The organism is Sphingopyxis sp. Root154 (genome assembly GCF_001427105.1).
Classification (GTDB): Bacteria; Pseudomonadota; Alphaproteobacteria; order Sphingomonadales; family Sphingomonadaceae; genus Sphingopyxis.
In genome coordinates this window covers 607581-632218 of record NZ_LMGI01000003.1, presented here as the reverse complement: position 1 = coordinate 632218, position 24638 = coordinate 607581, and the positions used below count along the sequence as shown (strand labels likewise).

At 65.2% G+C, this 24638-nt stretch carries 20 protein-coding genes; 11 read left to right on the top strand and 9 right to left on the bottom strand.

What is annotated here, in order from left to right; genetic code table 11:
- The first annotated feature begins 23 nt into the window (after nucleotides 1-23).
- The 3 genes from dnaE (at nucleotide 24) to ASD73_RS18495 (ending at nucleotide 5709) form a co-directional block, all read left to right on the top strand.
- Nucleotides 24-3536: a DNA polymerase III subunit alpha gene (gene dnaE / locus ASD73_RS18505; protein WP_056374731.1), complete on the top strand. Its 3513-nt coding sequence runs from the start codon at nucleotides 24-26 to the stop codon at nucleotides 3534-3536.
- Nucleotides 3537-3595: 59 nt separating this feature from the next.
- On the top strand, nucleotides 3596-4003 hold the full coding sequence (locus tag ASD73_RS18500) for a GFA family protein (protein WP_056374730.1): 408 nt from the start codon (nucleotides 3596-3598) through the stop codon (nucleotides 4001-4003).
- A 107-nt stretch (nucleotides 4004-4110) separates the two neighbouring features.
- The gene (locus tag ASD73_RS18495; RefSeq protein WP_156377475.1) at nucleotides 4111-5709 is read left to right on the top strand and encodes a long-chain fatty acid--CoA ligase; all 1599 of its coding nucleotides are present in this window, start codon (nucleotides 4111-4113) and stop codon (nucleotides 5707-5709) included.
- Here the strand turns inward: ASD73_RS18495 and ASD73_RS18490 are convergent.
- Genes ASD73_RS18490 through ASD73_RS18475 form a run of 4 tightly spaced genes read right to left on the bottom strand, consistent with a single transcriptional unit; the run spans nucleotide 5706 to nucleotide 9910 of the window.
- Complete coding sequence (locus tag ASD73_RS18490) at nucleotides 5706-6794, bottom strand: PA0069 family radical SAM protein (RefSeq protein WP_200934978.1); 1089 nt, start codon at nucleotides 6792-6794, stop codon at nucleotides 5706-5708. The two genes, ASD73_RS18495 and ASD73_RS18490, sit on opposite strands and share 4 nt — an antisense overlap.
- A gap of 46 nt (nucleotides 6795-6840) precedes the next feature.
- The gene (gene moaB / locus ASD73_RS18485; protein WP_056374727.1) at nucleotides 6841-7365 is read right to left on the bottom strand and encodes a molybdenum cofactor biosynthesis protein B; all 525 of its coding nucleotides are present in this window, start codon (nucleotides 7363-7365) and stop codon (nucleotides 6841-6843) included.
- The gene (locus ASD73_RS18480) at nucleotides 7355-9109 is read right to left on the bottom strand and encodes a lytic transglycosylase domain-containing protein (protein ID WP_056375266.1); all 1755 of its coding nucleotides are present in this window, start codon (nucleotides 9107-9109) and stop codon (nucleotides 7355-7357) included. The genes moaB and ASD73_RS18480 overlap by 11 nt, the downstream gene beginning before the upstream one ends.
- A 12-nt stretch (nucleotides 9110-9121) precedes the next feature.
- Nucleotides 9122-9910 (bottom strand): uracil-DNA glycosylase family protein, encoded by a 789-nt coding sequence (locus tag ASD73_RS18475; RefSeq protein WP_056374725.1) that lies wholly within the window; start codon nucleotides 9908-9910, stop codon nucleotides 9122-9124.
- Nucleotides 9911-10030: 120 nt separating this feature from the next.
- On the opposite strand from ASD73_RS18475, the gene ASD73_RS18470 reads away from it, so the two are divergent.
- From ASD73_RS18470 to ASD73_RS18435, 8 genes are read left to right on the top strand one after another with little or no spacing between them, the layout of a single operon-like run.
- The gene (locus tag ASD73_RS18470) at nucleotides 10031-11686 is read left to right on the top strand and encodes an electron transfer flavoprotein-ubiquinone oxidoreductase (RefSeq protein WP_056375263.1); all 1656 of its coding nucleotides are present in this window, start codon (nucleotides 10031-10033) and stop codon (nucleotides 11684-11686) included.
- A gap of 37 nt (nucleotides 11687-11723) precedes the next feature.
- The gene (locus ASD73_RS18465; RefSeq protein ID WP_235534597.1) at nucleotides 11724-13340 is read left to right on the top strand and encodes a tetratricopeptide repeat protein; all 1617 of its coding nucleotides are present in this window, start codon (nucleotides 11724-11726) and stop codon (nucleotides 13338-13340) included.
- Nucleotides 13337-14185, top strand: coding sequence for a 4-(cytidine 5'-diphospho)-2-C-methyl-D-erythritol kinase (locus ASD73_RS18460; RefSeq protein WP_056374723.1), 849 nt, complete (start codon nucleotides 13337-13339; stop codon nucleotides 14183-14185). Before ASD73_RS18465 ends, ASD73_RS18460 begins: the two co-directional genes overlap by 4 nt.
- Entirely contained in the window at nucleotides 14182-14913 is a 732-nt protein-coding gene (locus ASD73_RS18455; RefSeq protein ID WP_056374721.1) for an N-formylglutamate amidohydrolase, read from the top strand. Before ASD73_RS18460 ends, ASD73_RS18455 begins: the two co-directional genes overlap by 4 nt.
- Before the next feature lie 59 nt (nucleotides 14914-14972).
- On the top strand, nucleotides 14973-16832 hold the full coding sequence (gene ilvD / locus ASD73_RS18450; RefSeq protein ID WP_056374719.1) for a dihydroxy-acid dehydratase: 1860 nt from the start codon (nucleotides 14973-14975) through the stop codon (nucleotides 16830-16832).
- Nucleotides 16829-17218 (top strand): hypothetical protein, encoded by a 390-nt coding sequence (locus ASD73_RS18445; RefSeq protein WP_056374716.1) that lies wholly within the window; start codon nucleotides 16829-16831, stop codon nucleotides 17216-17218. Before ilvD ends, ASD73_RS18445 begins: the two co-directional genes overlap by 4 nt.
- Nucleotides 17219-17243: 25 nt before the next feature.
- A complete protein-coding gene (locus ASD73_RS18440) occupies nucleotides 17244-18608 on the top strand; it encodes a bifunctional ADP-dependent NAD(P)H-hydrate dehydratase/NAD(P)H-hydrate epimerase (RefSeq protein ID WP_056374714.1) in 1365 nt (454 codons plus the stop codon).
- Nucleotides 18601-19800, top strand: a complete 1200-nt coding sequence (locus ASD73_RS18435; protein WP_056374712.1) for a class I SAM-dependent RNA methyltransferase — start codon at nucleotides 18601-18603, stop codon at nucleotides 19798-19800. The genes ASD73_RS18440 and ASD73_RS18435 overlap by 8 nt, the downstream gene beginning before the upstream one ends.
- Nucleotide 19801: 1 nt before the next feature.
- Here ASD73_RS18435 and ASD73_RS18430 read toward each other — a convergent pair whose 3' ends face one another.
- From ASD73_RS18430 to ASD73_RS18410, 5 genes are all read right to left on the bottom strand, one after another.
- On the bottom strand, nucleotides 19802-20236 hold the full coding sequence (locus ASD73_RS18430; protein ID WP_056374710.1) for an MAPEG family protein: 435 nt from the start codon (nucleotides 20234-20236) through the stop codon (nucleotides 19802-19804).
- 11 nt (nucleotides 20237-20247) lie between these two features.
- Nucleotides 20248-20679 (bottom strand): MAPEG family protein, encoded by a 432-nt coding sequence (locus ASD73_RS18425; protein ID WP_056374709.1) that lies wholly within the window; start codon nucleotides 20677-20679, stop codon nucleotides 20248-20250.
- A gap of 66 nt (nucleotides 20680-20745) precedes the next feature.
- Nucleotides 20746-21900, bottom strand: coding sequence for a CaiB/BaiF CoA transferase family protein (locus tag ASD73_RS18420; RefSeq protein WP_235534595.1), 1155 nt, complete (start codon nucleotides 21898-21900; stop codon nucleotides 20746-20748).
- 77 nt (nucleotides 21901-21977) lie between these two features.
- Nucleotides 21978-23303, bottom strand: a complete 1326-nt coding sequence (locus tag ASD73_RS18415) for an MFS transporter (protein WP_056374705.1) — start codon at nucleotides 23301-23303, stop codon at nucleotides 21978-21980.
- Nucleotides 23304-23391: 88 nt separating this feature from the next.
- Nucleotides 23392-24585 carry a type III PLP-dependent enzyme gene (locus ASD73_RS18410; protein WP_056374702.1) on the bottom strand — a complete coding sequence of 398 codons (1194 nt, stop codon included), beginning with the start codon at nucleotides 24583-24585 and terminating at the stop codon, nucleotides 23392-23394.
- Between the last annotated feature and the right edge of the window lie 53 nt (nucleotides 24586-24638).

The following is a 24638-nucleotide window of genomic DNA, read 5'->3' as shown; positions in this document are numbered from 1 at the left end:
TGCTGTCACTGTAGCGTCATCTGATGGCCTTCAGCCCCTTTGTCCCCCTGCGCGTCTTTTCCAGTTTCACCATGCTGGAGGGGGCGATCGAGCCCAAGCTGATCGCCAAGGCTGCGCGCGAGCGCGGGTTTCCGGCGATCGCAGTCGCCGATCGCAACGGCCTTTACGGCGTCATGGCATTCGGCGAGGCGTGCAAGGCGGCGGGCGTGCAACCGATCGTCGGCACGCTGCTGAGCGTCGCGCGCCCGGGGCAGCGGCTCGCGAACGGCGCGCCGCTGATCGACTGGCTGGCGCTCTATGCGCAGGACAATGCCGGATATGACAATCTGTGCGCACTGGTTTCGGCGGCACATCTCGGCCGCCCGGTCGAGCAGGACCCGCATGTGCTGCTGTCCGACATCGCGGGCAGGACCGATGGGCTGATCTGCCTCACCGGCGGCGGCGAGGGTGCGCTCGCGCGTTTGCTCGCGGGCGAGCAGAAGAGCGCGGCCGACGACTATGTCGAGCAATTGGAGGCGCTGTTCAGCGGGCGGCTCTACATCGAACTGTCACGGCGCGGCGATGCGACCGAGATCGCGGCCGAAGCGGCGCTGATCGATCTGGCTTATGCGCGCGCGCTGCCGATCGTCGCGACCAACCCCGCGAACTTTGTCGAACCCAATTTCCACCCCGCGCACGATGCGATGCTGTGCATTGCGCAGTCGGCGTATGTCGAGAGCGAGGACCGCCGCGTTTCGAGCCCGGAAGCCTGGCTGAAACCGGCCGAGGCGATGGAAGACGCCTTTTCGGATCTGCCCGAGGCGATCCGCAACACGCTCGTCGTCGCACAGCGCTGCGCATTCATGGCGCCGAAGCGCGCGCCGATCCTGCCGAGCCTCGCCGGCGACCGCGAGGGCGAGGCGGCACAGCTCAAGGCCGACGCGCATGCGGGTCTCGACGCGCGGCTCGCGCATTATCCCGAGCTGACCGACGAGGAGCGTGAAGCCTATGTCACGCGCCTCGATTTCGAAGTCGACGTCATCACCCAGATGGGGTTCCCGGGCTACTTCCTGATCGTTGCCGACTTCATCAAATGGGCGAAGGCGCACGACATTCCGGTGGGACCGGGGCGCGGTTCGGGCGCGGGCAGCGTCGTCGCGTGGGCGTTGACGATCACCGACCTCGATCCGCTGAAGCTCGGCCTGCTGTTCGAACGCTTCCTCAACCCCGAACGCGTGTCGATGCCCGACTTCGACATCGATTTCTGCGAAACGCGGCGCGGCGAAGTGATCCGCTATGTGCAGGAGAAATATGGCCGCGATACGGTCGCGCAGATCATCACCTTCGGTAAGCTGAAAGCGCGCGCGGTGCTCAAGGACACGGGGCGTGTGCTCCAGATGAGCTATGGTCAGGTCGATCGCCTCGCCAAGCTGGTGCCGAACCATCCGACCGATCCGTGGACGCTCGAGCGCGCGCTGAACGGCGTTGCCGAGCTGATGACTGAGTACAAGCAGGACGACGGGGTGCGCCGCCTGTTCGATATGGCACGCCAGCTCGAGGGCTTGCCGCGGCACAGCTCGACCCACGCTGCGGGCGTGGTGATCGGCGACCGTCCGCTCGACCAGCTCGTCCCGCTCTATCGCGACCCGCGTTCGGACATGCCGGTGACGCAGTTCGACATGAAATATGTCGAGAGCGCGGGGCTGGTCAAATTCGACTTCCTCGGTCTCAAGACGCTGTCGGTGCTCAAGGAAGCGCGTCGCCTGCTCGCGCTGCGCGGGATCGACGTCGATCTCGATGCGCTGCCATGGGAAGACGCCGACGCGACGCCCAAGGTCTACGAACTGCTCCAGCGCGGCGAGACCGTCGGGGTGTTCCAGCTGGAATCTGAAGGCATGCGGCGCACGCTGTCGGCGGTGAAACCGACCAATTTCGGCGACATCATCGCGCTCGTCGCGCTCTATCGTCCGGGGCCGATGGACAATATCCCGCTGTTCGGAGCGCGCAAGAACGGGCGAGAAGCAATCGCTTACCCGCACCCCTTGCTCGAAGGCATCCTCGCCGAAACCTATGGCATCTTCGTCTATCAGGAACAGGTGATGCAGGCGGCGCAGATCCTCGCCGGCTACAGCCTCGGCGGCGCCGACCTCTTGCGCCGCGCGATGGGCAAGAAGGTCCAGGCCGAGATGGACGCTCAGCGCGACACGTTCGTCAAGGGCTGCGGCGAGCATAACCAGATCGCGCCCAAGGCGGCGAACGAGCTGTTCGACTTGATCGACAAGTTCGCGGGCTATGGCTTCAACAAGAGCCACGCCGCCGCCTATGCGCTGCTATCGTACCAGACGGCGTGGCTAAAGGCGCATTATCCGCACGAATTTTTCGCGGCATCAATGTCGTTCGACAGCCACCAGACCGATAAATTGTCGATCTTCATCGACGATATGCGGCGCCTCGAAGTCGAGATCTCTCCGCCGTCGGTCAATGACAGCGAAGCCGATTTCTCGGTCGGGCGGAGCGGAGAGGGCTTGGCCGAGGGGGGGCTGACGGTCCGTTATGCGCTCGGTGCGCTCAAGGGCGTTGGCGAGAAGGCGATGGAGGCCTTGGTCGCCGAGCGCGCGAAGGGCGATTTCGCATCGCTCGACGATTTCGCGAGCCGCATCGATCCCAAGCTGCTCAACCGGCGCCAGATCGAGGCACTGGCCGGGGCGGGGGCGTTCGATCCTATCGAGCCCGACCGTCCGCGCGCCTTCGCCGGTGCCGAGAGCCTGCTCGCCTGTGCCAACAGCTCGGCACACGAGCGCTCGACAGGGCAGGGCGGCCTGTTCGGCGGCGACATCGCGATCGCACCGGCGCTGCAACTGCCCGCAGCGGAACCGTGGACGCTCGCCGAGCGGATGACGCGCGAGAAGGATGCCTTCGGCTTCTATTTCTCGTCGCATCCGGTCGAGCAATATGAAGCGATCATCTCGGCGCGCGGCGCCCGGACCTACGGTGATATTTGCGCGAACGTCGAGATGACGCCCGGCACGCGTATTCCTATGACAATGGCGGGCATGGTCGAAAGCGCGCGGCCACGCGTGTCGCAGCGCGGCAATCGGTTCCTCAACCTGACGCTTTCCGACCGCAGCGGGCAATTCCAGTCGAGTTGTTTCGACGAGCAGGCGAGCAAGATATTGGAGGCGCTCGCAGCCGATGGCGGCTGCGCCATCCTTTCGGTCGAGCTCGACCTGCTCGAGGGCGAAGAAACGCCGCGCGTGACGGTGCGCGGCGCGCAACCGCTGGCCGAAATGGCGGCGACCGCAGCGCTGGAACTGACCTGTCGCGTCGTGCTGCCCGATGCGATTGCGGAGATGGCGCGCCTGCTCGAACGGCGCGAGGATGCGCGCGGGCGCGTGTTCATCCTGACCGAGGATCCCGACACCGGAGATGAACTTCGCATCAACCTTGGCCGCGGCTTTGCGCTGGGCCCCGATGTCGTTTCGCGGTTCGAAACGGTCGTGGGGGTTAGCGACGTGGCGCTGTCGCTGTTCACCCCCAAGGACTTTCGGGCGCGTTAGCGATCCACGGTCGCCGGGTTCCTTCGGCAACCGTCCAGCATGAAACAGGAGGGGGCGGAATGACCCGAACGATTACCGGTGCGTGTCTTTGCGGGGGTGTCAGCTTCGAGATCGTCGGCGAATTCGACGCCTTCTATCTTTGCCATTGTTCGCGATGCCGCAAGGGCAGCGGGTCGGCGCATGGCGCGAATCTGTTCTCGGCAACGGCAAAGCTCAACTGGTTGTCGGGGCAGGACAAGGTGAAGTCCTATCGTATTCCCGCGACCCGTCATCAAAGAGATTTTTGCTCCGAATGCGGGTCGGGGCTGCCGCGCGAGGTGATGCAGGGAGCGATGCTCGTCGTCCCGGCTGGAAGCATCGACAGCGCGATCGATATCCGGCCGACCGCGCATATCTGTTGTGACAGCCGCGCCGGATGGGACGCCGATCTGGAGACGGTTCCAAAGATTGGCGAACTTCCCGGCTGATCGCGCGGCTCGGTTTTCGCGCCGACCGATCCGTTGACGCTTGCGTAAACCGCATTCCTCGCCTTATCCCTAGGGCAAAGAAAAGAGAGGAATGCCCGATGTCCGGAATGCAGAGCCAGCCGCTGCTGGTCACCAGCCTGATCGACCATGCCGCGCGCGAGCATGCGGATCGCGAGATCGTCTCGCGCTGGGCCGACGGCAGCCAGACCCGCACGACGTGGGGTGAGGTCGGGCACGACGCGCGCCGCTTCGCCGCGGCCATGGTCAAGCTCGGGATGAACAAGGGCGACCGCATTGCGACGCTGGCGATGAACCATGGACATCATCTCGTCAGCTGGTACGGCGGCGCGGGCATCGGCGGGGTGCTCCACACGGTCAATCCGCGGCTGTTCGACGAGCAGCTGATCTATATCGTCAACCATGCCGACGACCGCGTGCTGCTGTTCGATGCGATGTTCCTGCCGATCGTCGAGCGGCTGCGCCCGCAATTGCCGACGGTCGAGCATTTCATCCTGTTCGATGCGCCGGCGCGCGAAGGCTATCTGTCGTACCGCGACCTGATCGATGCCGAGGATGGCAGTTTCGAATGGGTCGAACTCGACGAGCGCGATCCGGTCGGGCTTTGTTATACCAGCGGGACCACCGGCAATCCCAAGGGCGTGCTCTACGAACATCGCTCGAACGTCATCCATGCGATCACCGAAATCCAGCCCGACGTCTTCGGCCTGTCGAACCGCAGCGTGATCCTGCCGATCGTGCCGATGTTCCATGCCAACAGCTGGGGCGTGCCCTTCGCCGCCGCGACGGTCGGGGCCAAGCTGGTGTTCTCGGCGACCAACGATGCGCAGGTGCTGTGCGACCTGATGCACGACGAGGGCGTCACCCACAGCGCCGGCGTGCCGACGGTGTGGATCGCGATGTTCGCGCATATGGATGCAACCGGGATCGGTTACGGTAAGCTCGAGCGCGTGATCATTGGCGGTTCGGCGGCGCCGCGCGCGATGATCGAACGCTTCATGCGCGCCGGGATCGCGGTCGGTCATGCGTGGGGGATGACCGAAACCAGCCCGATCGGGACGATGGGCAAGCGGCCGTGGAACTGGGACGAACTGAGCTTCGACGAACAGGTCGACATCGTATGCCGTCAGGGCTGCCCGCCCTTCGGGGTCGAACTGCGCATCGTCGACGACGAGGACAAGGAACTGCCGCGCGACGGTGTGACCAGCGGGCGGCTGCAATGCCGTGGGCCGTGGATCATCCAGCGCTATTTCAAGGCCGATGTTGACGCCGCCGATGGCGACGGCTGGTTCGACACCGGCGACGTCGCGGTGCTGCACCCCGACGGCGTCATGCAGATCACCGACCGCGCGAAGGATGTGATCAAGTCGGGCGGCGAGTGGATCAGCTCGATCGAGCTCGAAAACGCCGCAGTCGGCGCGCCCGGAGTGCAGGAGGCAGCTGCGGTCGGCGTCTATCACCCGAAATGGGACGAACGGCCGATCCTGTTGATCGTCAAAAAGCCTGGGTCCGACGTGAGTGAGGCGGCGATCGTCGAATACCTCAAGGACAAGGTCGCCAAATGGTGGCTTCCCGACGAAATCGTCTTTGTCGATGAACTGCCACACACCGCGACGGGCAAGATTTTGAAGCGCCAGATCCGCGACGATTACAAGGATTACAAGCTGAAGTCGCTGGCAGCCGCCTAGAACAGCTCCATCTGCCCGTCGCGTTCCGGTGGACGGAACAGGTCGCTCCGGATCGGCGGAAAGCTCCGGTCCATGCCATGGTCGCGCGCCGCGCGTTTGACGCGCGTCCGGATAAGTTGCGCCCAGACGCCTTGACCTCTCATCCGTGTGAAGAAATCGGGGTCGTTGTCGCGGCCGCCGCGGATGTCCTGCACCATATGCATCACCTTGTCGGCGCGGTCGGGATAATGCGCCGCAAGCCAGGCGCGGAACAAGGGCGCGACCTCGAACGGCAGGCGCATCAATATATAGGATGCGCGGATTGCTCCGGCTTCGGCTGCGGCGGCCATGATTGCCTCGATCTCATAATCGGTGATCGCTGGGATGATCGGCGAGATGTTGACCTGCGTCGGCACACCCGCGTCGATCAGCTTGCGGATCGCCGCGAGCCGGCGGCGCGGGTGCGGCGCGCGCGGTTCGAGCGTGCGCGCGATGGCAGGGTCGAGCGTCGTTACCGACACCGCGACGCCGACCAGATTGTCGCGCGCCATGTCGGCGAGCAGGTCGATATCGCGCAGGACGCGATCGGACTTGGTGGTGATGATCAGCGGGTGGCGCGTTTCGGCAAGAACTTCGACGATCGAACGGGTGATGCCCCATTCGCGCTCGATCGGCTGGTAGCCGTCGGTGTTGGTGCCGATCGCGAGCGGTGCCGCCGTATAGCCGCGCTTCGCAAGTTCGGCGCGGAGCAGCTTGGCCGCGTCGGGTTTGGCGAAGAGCTTGCTTTCGAAATCGAGCCCTGGCGACAGGTCATGGAACGCGTGCGTCGGGCGCGCAAAGCAATAGATGCAGCCATGCTCGCAGCCGCGATAAGGGTTGATCGAGCGGTCGAAGCTGATGTCAGGCGACTTGTTGCGCGATATGATCGTCTTGGGATGCTCGATCGTGACCGTCGTGCGCAGCGGCGGGGCGTCGCCGTCGATCTCCTCCGCCGCGTCGAGCCAGTCGCCGTCGAGGACGCGCTCGGCCGATCCGGTGCGCGTTGGGCGCAGATTGGTCGGCGCGCCGCGGCCCGCGATCGGGGGGAGAGGTTTGGGCGATTCCACCGGCGGAGGATAATCCTCCGGTGAGAACAAATAAAGAACAAATCGACTATTCGGTCAGCCTCGGCATCAGCTCGACGAAATTGCAGGGCTTGTGGCGGCTGTCGAGCTGGGTGGACAATATGCCTTCCCACGCGTCGGTCACCGCGCCGGTCGAACCGGGGAGCGCGAAGATATAAGTGCCGCGCGCAACGACCGCACAGGCGCGCGACTGGATCGTCGAGGTGCCGATCGTCTGATAGCTTAGCCAGCGGAAGAGCTCTCCGAAGCCGGGGATGTCCTTGCCGTCGAGCCGGTGCAGCGCCTCGGGCGTCACGTCGCGTCCTGTCAGCCCTGTGCCGCCGGTGGTGATTACGACATCGACCTGCGTGTCGTCGATCCAGTTATGGAGGCGCGAGACGATCAGGTCGGTTTCGTCCTTGATGATCGCGCGCGCGGCCAGAATATGCCCCGCGCCGGTCAGCAATTCCTCGAGCTTGTCGCCAGACCGGTCATCCGCGGCGCTGCGGCTGTCCGAGATGGTCAGCAGCGCGATCCGGACGGGTTTGAAGACGAGGCTCTCGTCAATCGGCATTCGTAAGATCGCCGGCATAGCTCAGGCGCGTGCGGTCCTTACCATCGGGGAAACGCGGCCATTTGCCCTGCGCGAGCGCGGCGCGGCTGACCGATGGCTTGCCTTGCTGCGCTTCGTACATCCAGTAATTGCGCAGCACGATGCCGACATATCCGCGCGTTTCCCAATAGGGGATCGATTCCATGTAAAGCAGCGGGTCGCCATTATCGCGGATTTCGGTCTGCCAGCGCGCGACGGGCGCGGGGCCGGCGTTATAGGCGGCAATCACCTTGGGAAGCTGGCCGCCGGTCGACGGATCGCGGCTGAGATATTGCAGATAACTCTGTCCCATATCCATATTGACCGCGGGAATGCGCAGGTCGCCGGTGCCGCTGTCGCCGCGCCAGCGCGCCACGTCGCGCGCGGTGCCGGGGCGAACCTGCATCAGCCCGAAAGCGCCTGCGGGGCTGACGACGGCGCGCTGGAAGCGCGATTCCTGCAGCGTGTGCGCGAAGACGAGCGCCGGATCGACCTTCCATCCGCCATTGGGTTCCCATTTGGGCTGCGGATAGCGCGTCTGTGCCGCGAGCTTGCGGCCCTGCGGCGTGTTGTGCGCAAGATAGAGCTGCACCTCGGGCAAGCTGAGCGCGCCTGCCATCGCGAGCAATTGTTCATGCTGCCGCGCGTCGCCGATCAGCGCCTGATGGCGGAGCAGCGTCCCGGCATATTTATCCTCGCCGATCTCGGCGAACGCCATCGCGGCGCGGACATTGGGCAGGTCTTCGAGCGCGCGCCAGGCGCTGCGGTCGGCGCGCACATTTTCGCGCTGACGGTTCGGCTCGACGCCAAGTGTTTCGGCGGCCAGCAGGCCGTAGAAGGTTTCCTCATTGGACGCGGCAGCGCGCAGGCGCGTTTGCACCGACGCGGGCTCGCCCGCGGCGATCGCGGCACGTGCGGCCCAATAATAGGCGGCGGCGCGCAGCTCGCTGTCGGGCGCTTCCTTCGCGACGCGGTCGAAGGCGGTGAGCGCGGTGCGATAGTCGCGGGTGCGCCACGCGGCGAGCCCCTTGACCCATGCGCCCTGCGTCGACCAGGCGCCCTGACCGCTGCTGCATTCGTTCGCCAAGCGCAGCGCGTTGGCGTCATCATTCTCGATATAATAGGACCAGGCGACTTTCTGCCGCCATTCGTTGCGCGCCTCGGGGCTCAGTTGGTCGCCAACGGAGTTGAGTAACGCTTCGGCTCCCGCGGGATCGTCATTCTTGATCCGCTCCGGAATCGAACGGGCGAGCGCGGCCGCCGCGGGGTCGCCGCTGATGGCGTCGGCGCCAAGGCGGCGCGGGGCGCTGCCGGACCAGGCCAGCCTAGACTGGAACGGGAGCGTCGGAAGGTCGGTTGCGCCGCGCCGCGTCGCAAGCCGTCCGAGTTGGTCGGCCTGCGGCAGGAAAGGCGAGCGCGACAGGATCGGCATAATGTCGGCGATTTCGGCACGCGGGCTGTTCGCGGCGGTGAGCAGTTCGGCGCGCAGGAAATCGGAGAGCGGGCCGTTATCCGAACCGTCGAGCAGCGATTTGGCTTCGGCCCAGCGCTGGCCGCGGATCGCGGTGAGCACCTGCGTATAAAGCTGTTTCTGCTTCGACGACAAGATCTCGGGCACCGTCTGGGGCGCCGAGGCGAGGTCGCGGTCGCCCGCATCGGCGGCGAACGCCGGCGCGGAGATCAAGGAGATCGCCAGCACGGCGCATGAAATCATGGTTTTGGTCATATTCTGCATCCGTCAACGTCCCCGGTTGAACAGTTTCAGGCTATCCCATGCCGCCGCTTTCTGGGCGGGCCGAGCCAGCAGCATCGCGGGATGGGCGACTGCTACGGCCTCCATCTTGCCGCCATCTTGGTTAATATTTAGTAACTTTCCGCGCGCGTCGGGCAGCGGCAGGCTGGCAGCCATGCGGACGATATCGCTGCCGATCAGCAGCAAACGTTCCGGTTTCGCCAGTCGCAAGTGATGCCAAAGCAGCCGGTCGAGCTCGGCCGCCTCTTCGCCGTCGCAGCGGCCGCCGGCGGGACGCGTCACCGCGAGGCTGGCGACATAGCAACCGCCACGCGCCATTCCGATTGCCTGTAACATCGCGTCGAGCAGCTTGCCTGCCGGGCCCGCAAAGAGCGTGCCGTCGCGCTGGTCGTCGATTTCGGGCCATGCGGTGAGCAGCATCAGCGGCGTACCCGCTTCACCGGCAGGAAGCACGCGACGCGCATCCCACTGGCTTCCCGGCACATAGTCGGCCGTTGCAAGCCAGTTTTGAAATTCGGTCCAATCGTCCGGAAACACGACCGGCCCCTTCGGTTCGGCCGCTTCGGGCGTCTCCTGCCGCTGGAGCACAGCGGGAAGCGGGGGCAGTTCGGGTTCGGCGTTTGCGGCCCGTTTGGGCTTGGACGCCGCAGCGTCATTTGCGGGCGGCGTGACGAGCCAGCCTGCCGGCTGTTCGCCGACGAGCGCGTCGACTCCCGCCAGCGACCACCAGTCGCAAGTGCTTTCGGCCAGCAACGCTGAATATGACCCACCCATCGATTTACACCAAACAGGTGGTTGACGGACCCGTCAATTGGCGGGCATCGCATTTCGTGACAGAATGAGCGCGGGACACGATGAATGATCCCGTGCGGGGACGGCAGAAAGGTATTTGCGGTGAGCGAACGGGAATCGATGCCCTATGACGTGGTCATCGTTGGCGCAGGGCCGGCGGGGCTTTCGGCGGCGATCCGCCTCAAACAATTGGCGAATGACGCGGGCAGCGAATTGTCGGTGTGTATCCTCGAAAAGGGGTCCGAGGTCGGCGCGCACATCCTCTCGGGGGCGGTGATCGATCCTAAATCGCTCGATGAGCTGCTTCCCGAATGGCGCGCGCAGGGCTGTCCGCTTGCCGAAGTCCCCGTGAACGACAACCAGCATTGGGTGCTGACGAAGGCGAAAAAATTCGCGCTTCCCGAATTCATCTCGCCCGGCTTTATGCATAACAAGGGCACCTATACCGGCAGCCTCGGCAATCTTTGCCGCTGGCTCGCCGAACAAGCCGAAGGTCTTGGCGTCGAAATCTTCCCCGGCTTCCCCGCCGCCGAGATTCTCTACAATGAGGATGGATCGGTCAAAGGCGTCGCAACCGGCGACATGGGCGTTGCGCGCGACGGCAGCCACAAGGGCGACTATGCCCCCGGCCTCGAACTCCATGCGAAATATACCTTTTTCGCCGAGGGCGTGCGCGGTCATCTGACCAAGATGCTCAAACCGCAGTTCGCGCTCGACAGCGATTGCGAGCCGCAGGTCTATGGCCTTGGCGTCAAGGAACTGTGGGACATCAAGCCCGAGAATCACGCCGCGGGCCGGGTGATCCACACGCAGGGCTGGCCGCTCGACCAGAACGCCAACGGCGGCGGTTTCCTCTATCATCAGGCGAATGGGCAGGTTGCGTTGGGCTTCGTGACCTGGCTCAACTATCGCAATCCGCACATTTCCCCGTTCCAGGAAATGCAGAAGTGGAAGACGCACCCCGAGATCGCGAAGATTTTGAAGGGCGGCAAGCGCGTGTCCTATGGCGCACGCGCGATCAGCGACGGCGGGCTTCAGTCGGTGCCAAAGCTTGCTTTCCCGGGCGGGGCGCTGATCGGCGATACCGCGGGTTTCCTGAACGTCCCGCGCATCAAGGGCACGCATACCGCGATGAAGTCTGGCATGATGGCGGCCGAAGCGGCATTCGCCGCGGTGACTGCGGGCCGCAGCAGCGACACGCTTGATGCCTATCAGGCCGCCTTTGACGACAGCTGGGTCAAGAAAGAACTCAGCGTCGTGCGCAACGTGTTGCCGCTCGTCGAGAAATATGGCGACCTGGCGGGGACGCTCCTGTCGGGTATCACGATGTGGCTCGAAACCCTGAAGATCAAAGTTCCCTTCACGATGAAGCATCATCCGGACAATGAGAGCCTGTACCGGGCCGACATCATGCCGAAGCCCGATTATCCGAAACCCGACGGCGTGCTCACCTTCGACCGCCTCTCCTCGGTGTTCGTTTCGAACACTAATCATGAGGAGGACCAGCCGGTACACCTGCAGCTCAAGGATCCGTCGATCCCGGTCGCCTACAATTTGCCACTCTATGACGAGCCCGCGCAGCGTTATTGCCCGGCAGGGGTTTACGAGATTGTCGGCGAGGCCGAGGGCGACCCGAAATTCGTCATCAACGCGCAGAATTGCGTCCATTGCAAGACGTGCGACATCAAGGACCCGACCCAGAATATCAACTGGGTCACCCCCGAAGGCGGCGGAGGCCCCAATTACCCGAACATGTAAGCCCGCGCGCTTCTTTCTGACTGCCGCCGCGATTGCGGTGGCGGTTCCGGCGCATGCCGTCGACGACAATGGCGCCGCGCTCAACGCGCTCGTGCGGGCGCGGCTGGCGGAAGAGAGCGGCGAGCCCGCTGCGGCGCTTTCGGCGCTCACCGCGGTGTCGAGCGTCGCGCCCGACCTGCCGGGCCTGCGGGGACGGATGCTCGAACAGGCGATCGAGGCGGGCGACCTGGTTGCCGCGCGCGCAGCCGCGCTGCGTTTATGGACGGCAGGCGACCGCCGCTTCGACGCGCAGCTCGTGCTAATGGTCGACGCGATGCGCCGGTCCGACTGGAAGGCCGCGCGCGACTATGCGGCGGGCCGCATCGACAAGGCAGGGGCCGACACGATCGCGCGGTTGATCCTGCCCACGGTGAACGCCTGGCTCGATGTCGGCGCCCGCGAAAAGCTGCCCGAACGGCACCTGATTGCCGTTAACAGCCGCCAGCGGCCCGAACCGGCGCTGACGCTGCAGGTCGCGCTCGTCCAGATCGCGACGAAACGGGTCGGCGAGGCGGCGACGCTGACCGACGGCGTCACGCTGACCGACCGGACAAGCCAGCTTGTTGGACTGCGACTTGCGGCGACGCTCGAGCGGGCGGGCTCGCGCGATGCGGCGCAGCGGCTGCGCGGGCGGATCGCGCTCGCGACGGGGCAGCGCGAGGACCCGATGCTGTTGCTGCCAGACCAACCCGTTACGACGCCGCAGGCGGGTGTAGCGCAATGGCTTGGCCTGCTTGCCGATGGGCTGGCCCGCACGCCGGGGGGCAGCGCCAAGCTGCCGCTGCTGTTCGCGCGCGCCGCCTATTGGCTCAACGATGAGGATCTGGCGGTGCGCACGACGCTGGTCGAGGCGCTCGATCGCAATAGGCAGCGGGGCGATGCCATGGTGCTGCTCGAAACCGGGAGGGTACCGCTCCCGCCGGTTCTCGCGATGCGGCGCGCCGAGTTGATGGCCGATGCCGGCGACCTGCCCGGTGCGGCCAAGCTGGCCGAGGCTGCGGCCAACGAGAATACCGCGCGTAGCCTGCTGGTCCGGCTCGCCGACATCGCGCGGCGATCGGGCGATTCGGCAGCGGCGGCACGCGCCTATGAGCGCCTCGAAGCTTCACTGGGGAACAGCGCGGGCGACAATATGCTCCGTGGTACATTGCTGATCGCACGCGCCGAACTGTTGCTGCAGGCGGGGCAGTGGGATGCGGCGGCGCCGCTGATGGAACGCGCCGTCGCGCTGCGGCCCGACGATGCTTCGATCCTCAATTTTGCCGGCTATTCGGCGCTCGAACGGCGCAAGGATGTGAAGCAGTCGCTCGCGCGGATCGAGGCGGCGTGGGCGCAGGAGCCGCAGAATGCGAGCATCGCCGACTCGCTCGGCTGGGCCTATTTCCTGACCGGGCGTACCGACGACGCCGTGAAGCTGCTCGAAAAGGCGCAGCTCGGCGAGCCGGGGAATGCGGTGATCGTCGAGCATCTGGGCGACGCCTATTGGAAGGCGGGGCAGAAGTTTCAGGCGCGCTACAATTGGCGCGCGGCCGCGCTGCTCGCCGAGGCCGAGATGGCGACGCGGCTTGAGGCGAAGCTGCGCGACGGGCTGACCCCCGCAAACACCGCGCCGTGACCGCGTTTCGCGAGACGGGCTGGGCCAAGATCAACCTCGCGCTCCATGTCAGAGGGCGCCGGGCCGACGGCTATCATGCGATCGAGACGCTGTTCGCCTTTGTGGGTGACGGCGACGCGATCGCCGCCGAGTTCGCCGATACCGATGCGCTGACGATCGACGGTGAATTCGCAGAAGGATTGAGCGCAGGCCAGGACAATCTGGTGATGCAGGTGCTCGCATCGCTGCGCGGCCGCTATGGCGCCGATCGGTTGCCGCCGCTTGCCGTGACGCTGACGAAGCGACTGCCGGTCGCGGCGGGGATCGGCGGCGGGTCGGCGGACGCAGCGGCGATGGCGCGGCTGATCCGGACTCATTTCCTGCCCGAACTGGGCGATACGGCGCTGGCGCGGCTCGTCGGCCCGCTCGGCGCCGACATCGCCGCCTGTGTGGCGAGCACGACCTGTCTCGGTATCGGCGTCGGAGAAGAATTGAGCGCCGTGCCCGAGTTGCGGCTTGGCGGAACGCCGGTGCTGCTGGTCAATCCGCGCCAGCCGGTTGCGACGGGGCCGGTTTTTGCGGCGTGGGACGGGATCGATCGCGGACCGCTGTTCACCGGTGCTGATCTGCGCGCGCAATTGCTAGGCGCGCGCAACGATCTGCAGCGCCCGGCGATCGCGCAGTGCCCGGCGATTGCCGACATATTGCTCGAACTCGGCGGACTGCGCCCGTGGCTGGCGCGTATGTCGGGGTCGGGCGCGACCTGTTTTGCGCTGTTCGACGCGGCCGCCGACCGCGACACGGCGGCGGCAGCGCTGACAGAGCGGTATCCGGGCTGGTGGTCGATGGCGGGGACATTGCGATGAGCGAAGCGTGGCGGCAGATCGGCGAAGCGCGCACGGATGGCATCTTGCTGATCGCCGACCATGCTTCGGCCTTTGTGCCCGGCGACGTCGGCCTCGGCATCGATCCGGCACTGCTGGCCAACCATATCGCGATCGATATCGGAGTTGCGGAAGTGGCGGCATTGCTCGTCGAGAGCGGCGCGGTCGATGCGGCGATTCTCGGCGGCGTGTCTCGCCTCGTCGTCGACTGCAATCGCGACGAGGATGCACCCGGCGTGCTGCCGATCGCGAGCGACGGGCATGCGGTGCCGGGCAATGCACTCGACGATGATGCCCGCGAGGCGCGGTTGGCGCGTTTTTTCCGTCCCTATCACGACCATATTGCGGCGACGATCGCCGCGCAGCGCCCGGCGATGATCCTGTCGCTGCACAGCTTCACACCATCGCTCGCGGCGCATCCCGAGCAGGCGCGGCCGTGGCACGTCGGGGTGCTCTATAATGAGGACGACCGGCTCGCGGCGGCGGCAATTGGGGCTTTGGAAGCCGAAGGCATGATCGTCGGCGACCAGCAGCCCTATTCGGGCAAGCTTCTCAACGCGACGATGAACCGCCACGCCGAGGGCAATGGCATTCCCTATGTCGGGATCGAGATGCGGCAGGATCTGGTCGGCGATGCGCCGGGGCAGGCGCTCTTTGCCGAGCGGCTTTCTCGCATGTGCAGCAAAGTTGCATTGAATCTGGCGGAATAGGCGTGTAGAGGCGCGTCTCTTCGCTTATTTTTGAAATAAAATTATCAGGACTGTTAAAAATGCCTTCATATCGTTCGCGCACCACGACCCATGGCCGTAATATGGCCGGTGCCCGCGGCCTTTGGCGTGCGACGGGAATGAAGGACAGCGACTTCGGCAAGCCGATCATCGCTGTGGTGAACAGCTTTACGCAATTCGTTCCTGGCCACGTCCATCTCAAAGACCTCGGCCAGATGGTCGCGCGCGAGATCGAGGCCTCGGGCGGAGTTGCCAAGGAATTCAACACGATCGCTGTCGATGACGGCATCGCGATGGGGCATGACGGCATGCTCTATTCCCTGCCCAGCCGCGACCTGATCGCGGATTCAGTCGAATATATGGTCAACGCGCATTGCGCCGACGCGATGGTGTGTATCTCCAACTGCGACAAGATCACACCCGGCATGCTGATGGCGGCGCTGCGCATCAATATCCCCGTCGTATTCGTCTCGGGCGGACCGATGGAGGCAGGCAAGGTCGTGATCAAGGGCAAGGAAGTGGCGCTCGACCTGGTCGACGCGATGGTTGCCGCCGCCGACGACAAATACACCGATGCCGAGGTGGACGAAATCGAGCGCGCGGCGTGCCCCACCTGCGGGTCCTGCTCGGGTATGTTCACCGCGAACTCGATGAATTGCCTGACCGAAGCGCTGGGCCTTTCACTGCCGGGCAATGGCTCGACGCTGGCAACGCACGCCGACCGCAAGGAGCTGTTCCTGCGCGCCGGGCGGATCGTCGTCGAGATCTGCAAGCGCCATTATGAGCAGGACGATGACAGCGTGCTGCCGCGCAATATCGCGACCTTCGAGGCGTTCGAAAATGCGATGAGCCTCGATATCGCGATGGGCGGGTCGACCAACACGGTGCTCCATCTGCTCGCCGCGGCGTTCGAGGCCGGGGTCGATTTTACGATGACCGACATCGACCGGCTCTCGCGGCGCGTGCCGTGCCTGTCGAAGGTCGCACCCGCCAAATCGGACGTCCATATGGAGGATGTCCATCGAGCCGGCGGGATCATGGCGATCCTCGGCCAGCTTGAGCGCGCGGGCCTGCTCCATGCCCATCTGCCGACGGTGCACAGCGCGACGCTGGGCGATGCCCTCAACAAATGGGACATTTCGCGGACCAACGACCCCGACGTGCAGAAATTCTTCATGGCGGCGCCGGGCGGGGTTCCGACGCAGGTCGCGTTCAGCCAGGACCGGCGCTGGGACTCGCTCGACCTCGACCGCGAAGCCGGCGTGATCCGTTCGGCCGACCATGCATTCAGCCAGGATGGCGGGCTCGCGGTATTGTCGGGCAATATTGCGCTCGATGGATGCATCGTGAAGACCGCGGGCGTCGACGAATCGATCCTGAAATTTTCGGGTCCGGCGAAGGTTTATGAAAGCCAGGATGCATCGGTCGCGGCTATTCTCACCGGGCAGGTCGTGGCGGGCGATGTCATCGTCATCCGATACGAAGGACCGAAAGGCGGGCCGGGGATGCAGGAAATGCTTTATCCGACGAGCTACCTCAAGTCGAAGGGGCTTGGTGCCGCGTGCGCGCTGGTCACCGACGGGCGCTTTTCGGGCGGCACGTCGGGGCTGTCGATCGGTCATGCCTCTCCCGAAGCGGCCGAGGGTGGAACGATCGGGCTGGTCGAGAATGGCGACCTGATCGAGATCGATATCCCGAAGCGCACGATCAACCTGATGGTCTCCGACAATGTGCTCGCCGACCGCCGCGCCGCGATGGAAGCGAAGGGCGACGCCGCCTGGCAGCCCGCGAAGCCGCGCCCGCGCAAGGTTTCGGTAGCACTTCAAGCCTATGCCGCGATGACGACAAGCGCCGCGCGCGGTGCGGTGCGCGACCTGTCGCAGTTGAAGGGCAAGGGATGAGAAGACTCGGGGGGGCATTGCTGGCGCTGATCGCGCTCGCTGGCTGCAATCGCACATCCGACAACAGCGACCTTGCCGAAGCCGAAGCACGCGGTTCGCGCGAAGCCGCCGAGAATGGCCGCATCGAATGCGCACTCGAGGGCGCCAAATTGTTCGACCGAACCTGCACCGTCGAGGAAATGAGCGGCGAGGGCGGGGCAGTTCTCGTCGTCGGGCGCAGCAACGTCGGCTATCGCCGCCTGCAGATCACCACCGACGGGCGCGGCGTGGTGTCCGCCGACGGCGCGGAACCGGCGAAAGTGAGCATCGTCGGCGACAATGTCATCGAAGTCGCGGTCGGCAATGATCGCTATCGCCTGCCCGCCAATACGGGCGGCGCGAAGTAGCGGAAATCATGCTAGGGAAGCGGCGATGTCCGTTCCTGCCGACGCCCCGATCCTGACCGCCAAGGCTATGCGTGAGGCCGAGGCCGCGTGCGCGATCCAGGGCACATCGCTCTCCGAACTGATGGAGCTTGCGGGCGCGGCAGTCGCCGATACCGCATGGCGTATGGCGGCGGGCGCGCCGATCCTGATCCTGTGCGGCCCCGGCAACAATGGCGGCGACGGTTATGTCGCGGCGCGCTTGCTCGCGGCGCGCGGGGCCTCCGTGCGCGTTGCCGCGCTGGCCGAGCCTGCAACCGATCTGGCGAAGGCGGCGCGGGCAGGATGGAGTGGGCCTGTCGAGCCGCTGAACGGCCGCCTTGCCCCCGCTCCCCTGATTGTCGACGCGCTGTTCGGAGTCGGGCTGTCGCGTCCGATCCCGGACGCGCTTGCCATAATCCTCCGGCATTTTTCCGACCGGCGCATATTGGCGATCGACCTCCCCAGCGGGGTAGAAAGCGATGGCGCCGAAAACTGGCTCCCGCCGCTCGTCGCCGATGTGACGTTGGCGCTGGGGGCGTTGAAGCCCGCGCACGTCCTGCTGCCGACCGCACCGGCGTGCGGGCGCGTCCTGCTCGCACCCATCGGCATATCGGCGAGCAAAGCGGTGCGCACTTTGCCCACGCCGCGGACGCCTGCACCTGATGTGACGGCGCACAAGTTCACGCGCGGCATGGTGCTGGTCTTCGCCGGGCCGATGCGCGGCGCCGCCGGACTGACGGCAGCGGCGGCGCAGCGCGCAGGCGCGGGCTATGTTGTGCTCGACGGCGCCGAGCGCGCGCCCTTTTCGGCGATCATTACCGAAAGCGACGAAAAATTCGGCGAGCGGCTCGACGATCCGCGCGTCGGCGCGGTCGTGATCGGACCCGGGTTTCCGGCGGGCGATGAATTGCTGTTCGATGTCGAGGCGGCGCTCGATTCGGGCAAGCCGCTTGTGCTCGACGCGGCCGCGATCGATGCCGCGTTGCCGCGCCTGTCCGAAACGCCGCGCAAGGCGATCCTGACCCCGCATGAGGGCGAATTCACGCGCGCTTTTCCACAGCTCTACGGCAGCAAGATCGACCGCGCGAAGGCGGCCGCGGTCCGGACGCAGGCGGTGGTGATCTACAAGGGCGCCGACACGATCATCGCCGCGCCCGATGGCCGCGTTGCCGCCGCCTGGCCGGGCAGCCCCTGGCTCGCGACGGCGGGGACGGGCGATGTGCTTGCGGGGGCGTGCGGCGCGATGCTCGCGCGCGGCGGCGATGTCTTCGACGCTGCGGTCGCCGCGGTGGGCTGGCATATCGCGCAGGCCGCGCGTATAGGCCCCGGCCTTGTCGCCGACGATCTGGTAGGAAAGCCCCTGTATGACTGAAGCCGCGCTGATCGAGCGCATTGCCGCGCGCGGCGATGGCGTGACGGGCGACGGCCGCCATGTGGCGGGCGGCGTGCCAGGCGACCGCGTGCGCGACGACGGGATCATCATCCCGGGGCCCAACCGTACCGATCCGCCGTGCCGGCATTTCGGCAAATGCGGCGGCTGCCAATTGCAGCATGTGGCGGAGCCCGCGCTCGCCGATTTCGTGCGCGATCGCGTGGTCGGTGGGCTGGAGGGGCAGGAAGTGACCGGCATTCAGGTCTTGCCCGCCATACTGTCACCCGCGCAAAGCCGCCGGCGTGCCGTCCTTACAGCGCTTCGCACCGGCAAGCAGGTCGCGCTCGGTTTCAACGCGGCGCAGAGTAATCAGATCGTCGACATGCGGATGTGTCCGCTACTGCTCCCCGAATTGTTCGCGCTGATTGCGCCGGTGCGCGAATTGCTGGTGATGATCGCGCAGCCGCGGCGCCCGGTGAAGGTCAAGCTGCAGATGCTCGATCAGGGTGTCGAACTGATCCTTGAGGGCGTGAAGGCCGAGGGGCTCGATGCCGCGATGGCGCTGCAGGATTTTGCCGGCGCGCACCAACTGGCGCGCTTCGCGATCGATCAGGGCGATGGGCTGGAAATCCTCTGGCAGCCCGAACCGCCTACGATGCGCTTTGGCGATGTGACGGTCGAAGTGCCGCCCTTTGCTTTCCTGCAGCCGACGGCGACCGGGCAAGCGGCGCTGGTCGACGCGGTGGCCAGGGCAATCGGCGATGCCGGCGCGGTGGCTGACCTGTTCGCGGGTGTCGGCACCTTTGCGCTGTCGGTGCAGGGGGGACGCAAAGTCTATGCCGCCGAAGGCGCGCGCGATGCGATCGCGGCGCTCACCGGCGCGGCGAACCGCGCGCGCGCGCTCGTCGCGGCCGAACATCGTGACCTGTTCCGCCGCCCGCTTGTTCCCGCCGAGCTCAACCGCTTCGGTGCAGTCATCCTCGACCCGCCGCGCGCGGGAGCGGAGGAACAGGTGAAACAGCTCGCGGCATCGGCCGCGCCGGTGATCGCCTATGTCAGTTGCAATCCGGCAAGCTTCGCGCGTGACGCAAAGACGCTCATCGAAGGCGGCTATGCGCTCGACTGGGTACAGCCCGTCGGCCAGTTCCGCTGGTCGACCCATGTGGAACTGGCCGCGCGTTTCTCACGCTAGATCAGTGCAGCACGAAGCCCATGAAGGCGTGGATGCACAATGCGAGGAGTGCGAGGCTGGCGAGCGCGAAGACAGCGAAACGCCATAGCACTCGGTTAACCGTGACCTGGATCAGGCTGTGGACGATGCGCAAGGCGACGTAGGCCCAGGCGATCTGCGCGTTGAGCCCGCCGCCCATGCCGCCGATCGCGAGCGCGAGCGCCACCGCGTAGAAAACCGTCGGCTGTTCCATCAGATGATTATAATTGTGCGCCTTCCACTGCACTTCCTGCGGTAGCACATCGTCGAGCCCCTTGCCGGTGCCGCCGACCATCTTGGCGGCGTCGATCCTGGCGCGGCTCATGGCGGGGATGCGCGTCGCGTACATCCATACCCACATGACCATCGACCATAGCGCGAGCGTCGCGACCGGTCCCAGGATTACATTATTTTCCATGATCTTTCCCCTCAACCCAAAGTGGCAATAACCGCCAGCAACGACAATGCGAGCAGGCAGAAGGTCGACAGCCCGAAGATCGCGAAGCGAACGGGTACGCGGTTCACGCGCGCCTGCCACAGGCTGTGGACGATCCGCAGAACGACATAAGCCCATGCAAGGCCGCGGGTCAGATCGGTGCTGCCACCCGAAAGGTGCAGGAAGACGACCACCGCATAGAAAAGCGTCGGCTGCTCGAGCAGATGCGTATAATTATGCGATTTCCAGTTCACCTGCGGCGGCAGGATATTTTCGAGGTCGGCCCCGCGGCCGCCCGGCGGCGCCACTTTCAAATCGATGCCCGACTTGGCGAGCGCGGAAAAGCGCGTCGCGGCGACCCAGCCGAGCATGATGAGTGTCCACAGCGCGAGGACCGCGCCGGGCGCGAGCAGGCTTTCAGGCATATATGTTCCCCCATATTTGTGGGCCGGGATGCTAGAGCGCATCGCCGACAATGCAAAGGCAGACGTTTAAGCTTTGTCGCTCGCCAGTTCTGCGCGGATAACCGCCCCGTCGCCATCGACCCGCGGCGCAAAACCGAGGTCGCGTGGCGGCATCGCGCCATATTTCACCGGCGGCTGCATTTCGTGGAACGCGCCAACATCGGGATGCGTGCGGTGGCGGAAGAAACCCGTCGCGACGAAATGGGGATCCTCCCGGATGTCCTGAAGGTCGCGCGCGGCCATCGCCGGAATGTCGTTGGCGGCAAAGAGCGCCAGCCACTCGGCACTGGTCTTCGCCGGGGTTTTGCGCGCGATTTCGCTGTAGATGATCGGCATATGCTGTCCCTTCGCTTTCGCGGCCGCATATTCAGGCGTTTCGAGCAGGTCGGCGCTTCCGAGCAGCGCCATCAGCCGCGCGGTCGATTCGGGCGTATAGGGGACGATCGCGAGATGCCCGTCGTTGGTCGGGAACGGCTGGCGCGTCGGGTCGAGCTGGCGCGGATAGCCCGCGGGCCCGATCGGCGGATCGAGCGTCGCGTCGCGCAGATGCTCGGTGAGCATGAACGATGCGAAGCATTCGAACATCGGCACCTCGACTTGCTGGCCTTCGCCGGTCCGAAACTTGTGGACGAGCGCGGCGAGAATTGCCTGCGCGCCGAACTGGCCGGCGATTTTGTCGGCGATGAGCGAGGGGAAATAGCGCGGGCTGGGGTTCCCGTCGACGCGGGGCAGCAGGCTGGTCGTCCCCGTCGCGGCCTGGATGACGTCGTCATATGCCTGAAGATCGGCATAGGGGCCGTCCTGTCCAAAGCCCGTGCCATGGACGTAAATGATGTCGGGCTTGAGCGCCTTGCAGCCTTCATAATCGAAGCCGAGCCGCGCGATCGCTCGGCCACGGACATTATGGAAGAACACATCGGCGGTCGCGATCAGATCGCGCAGCGTCGCGGCGTCTTCGGGCTTTTTCAGGTCGAGCGCGATCGATCGCTTGCCCCGGTTCACTGTCAGGTGGATCGATCCCATCGTCGGGTCGGGAACCCCGCTGCCGAGGTAGCGCGAAATGTCGCCCGTCCCCGGGGTTTCGACCTTGATCACTTCGGCGCCAAGGTCCGCGAGCATCTGCGTCGCGTAGGGTCCGAAGATGACCGTCGTCAGGTCGATAATCCGGATTCCCGACAGCATAGGCATAGCTCCTCCTCTTCCGGCGTGCAGGATAGAATGATTGCAAAGTAAAACGGAAGAGGCTTCCGCGATTTTCCTTACGCCGCAGCCGGCGCCGTTTCGCCACTGCCATTTCCGGCAGCATAGGCGGCCGAAATCCGGTGATAGGATCGCGAGCGCAAGGCGATGATTGTGAGGATCACGCCGAGTATGCCGGCGATGGTGAAAACGATCGCGATCCCGCGTTCGGGGCCGCGTCCGTACCAGTCGCCGATCGCCTGCGCGCCCGTGCCGTCGGTCATGAAGGGCACGAACACGAACTGCGTCAGCGGCGCGATCAGGAAAGCGGTGAGCGGCGAGGCGGCAAGTTCGACCGACTGGGCAAAGCCGAAGACGCGTCCCTGCCGCTCGAACGGCACGACCTTTTGCAGCGTCGTCTGCTCGGCAGCCTCGGCATAGGGGCCGAGGAACATCCAGATGAAGCAGCCGATCGCCAACAGCAGGATCGACGACTGGACCGTGAACACCGCCGCGACCGCCCAGGTCACGAGGTTGACGAGAAGCAGGGTGCGCACCGGGTTAGCGCCGAGCCCGGTCCGCGCGATGAGCGCGCCGCTGAGGATGAAGGCGCTCGACGTGACCGCCCATAGCAGGCCCCATGCCTCGACCTTCATCAGCGACAGGCCGTAAGCGTCCATCAGCGCCATGAAGACGCCGCCGAGCAGGTTGTTGAAGGCGGAAAAGAGGATCAGCGCGAACAGGCCGGGAATGCTGAGGACGATGCGGAAGGTGCCGGCAAGGTCGATACGGCGCGGCTCGGCGTGCTCTTCCGTCTCGCGCGGCTCGTCGATATGGACGAAGAGCAGGTCGATCGCGGCGATCAGCGAAAGGGCGATGGCGAAGACGAGCGTCGCGACCATGCCGCCCCACGCGACGAGAAAACCGCTGATCGCCGAGGTGGTGAGGAAACCGATACCGCTGACCATCCCAACGAGGCCGTTTGCCTTGTCGCGCCGGTCTTCGGGCACGAGCAATGTCACCAGCGTTGGCAGCGCGATCATCCGGATATTACCGACGATGACCGCGAGCATCGAGACGAGGACGAAGAGCCAGAACGTGACGCTCCGCACTTCGGCCTTCTGGATGTCCGGATCGAGCAGATAGCCGCCGAGCGCGGCCGCATAGAGAATCAGCGACGCGATGCTCGACACCAGCATCATGTTGCTCTTGCCATGATGGTCGACGAGGCTGCCGAACCAGATGCCGAGCGCGGCGGTCAGCACGAGGTAGATGCCCGCGATCATCCCCGTCGCGAACACCGACTGGGTTTCGAGGAAGGTCCAGAAGGTCAGCGCGAACCACACCGTGAAATTGGTGATGTTGGCGACCAGATTATTGGCGAGGAGGTGATGGAAGGGTTGCATGGGCCGCGCAATCTAGCGCCTTGCTCCAAAAGGAAAAGGGCCGGTCGCATCGCTGCGCCGGCCCTTTCTTTTTCCGGGTGGCTGCCCGTCAGAACAGCTTGGTCACCGTCGCGCTGCGGCGTTCCTGCTCGACTTCGCCGGTGTAGAGGCTGACCATCGGCTCGTCGCTGACGACATGGGTCTCGTCGGCGCCAAAGCCGTTGAATTTGGTCCGCATCGCGCAGCCATAGGCGCCGAGCATACCGATCTCGATGAAATCGCCCGCCTTGGTGTCGGCGGGCAGGAAGAAGGGTCCTGCCATATGGTCGAGGTCGTCGCAGGTCGGACCGTAGAAGCTGAACGGCACCATCTCGGCGTCGCTTTCGGCATCGCGCTGCAGCGTGACGGGAAAGCGCCAGCCGACATGCGCGGCGTCGAACAGCGCCCCGTAAGCACCGTCGTTGATGTACAGTTCTTCGCCGCGGCGCTTTTCGACGCGGACGATCAGCGAGCTGTACTCGGCCGACAGCGCACGGCCCGGTTCGCACCAGAGTTCCGCCGAATAGCTTATCGGCAGGCTTTCGAAGCTGCGGTGGATCGTGTCGAAATAGGCGTCGAGCGGCGGAGGTTCCATGCCCGGGTAGGACGACGGGAAACCACCACCCACATCGATGATGTCGACCGTGACCGACGCCGCGACGATCGCTGCACGGACGCGCTCCATCGCCTGTGCATAGGCATGAGGGGTCATCGCCTGGCTGCCGACATGGAAACAGATGCCGAGCGCGTCGGCCGCCTGACGGGTTGCCATCAGCAGTTCGACGACTTCGTCGGCTTCGGCGCCGAACTTGGCAGCGAGGCTGAGCTTCGAATGGTCGGACGAGACACGGAGGCGCACGAGCAGATTAAGGTCGGCGGCGCCTTCGGTCGCACGGACGATCTTCTCGAGTTCGTCGAGCGTGTCGAGCGAGAAGGTGCGCACGCCATGCTTCCAATAGGCTTCGGAAATCGCTTCCTCGGCCTTTACCGGATGCATGAAGCAGAGCGTCGCTTCGGGAAGCGTGCGCGCGACGAGTCGGACCTCGGCGATCGAGGCGACGTCATAATGCGTGACACCCGAATCCCACAGCACGCGCAGCAGGTCGGGCGACGGATTCGCCTTGACCGCATACATGGTCGTGCCGGGAAATCGCTCGATGAAGAAACGCGCTGCACGCCGCGCGGCGTGCGGGCGGACAAGCGTAACAGGTTCGATCGGCGAAAGTGCCTGAATCAGCCCGTGGGCGCTATGATGCTGGTGCAACTCAAGGGACCCCCAAAATTAAACGGTAAACGACAAGGCTGCCTTGCGGTTAT